Source organism: uncultured Microscilla sp. (assembly GCF_947493425.1).
In the GTDB taxonomy this organism is placed as follows: Bacteria; Bacteroidota; Bacteroidia; order Cytophagales; family Microscillaceae; genus Microscilla.
Genome location: NZ_CANLRP010000650.1, coordinates 1 through 248 on the forward strand (window position 1 = coordinate 1; position 248 = coordinate 248).

Consider the following 248-nt stretch of genomic DNA (forward strand, 5'->3'; position numbering starts at 1 on the left):
TAAGCAATCCCCAACTTGGCGTTAGCTTCACGGGCCACTTTCTCCATCTGGCGGTCTTCGTACAAATCTACCTTATGACGCGATTTGCTCCCACCCGACGCCGGATAAATAAACAAAGTTACCTTCATAGACTCCAGCTCCGGTTTGGGCGCCCCTTGCAACTGATAACGTCCATTCAAAGTCTCCAGCACCAGTTTTTTAGGGTTAGACGTATCGAACCTGAAACCCGGCGCGGGTGCTGCTGTAGT

1 protein-coding gene is annotated in these 248 nt (G+C 51.2%); it reads right to left on the reverse strand.

The window, feature by feature from the left end; genetic code table 11:
• Positions 1-248: hypothetical protein (locus Q0954_RS34830; RefSeq protein ID WP_299466915.1), on the reverse strand; the 248-nt coding region annotated here is incomplete at both ends.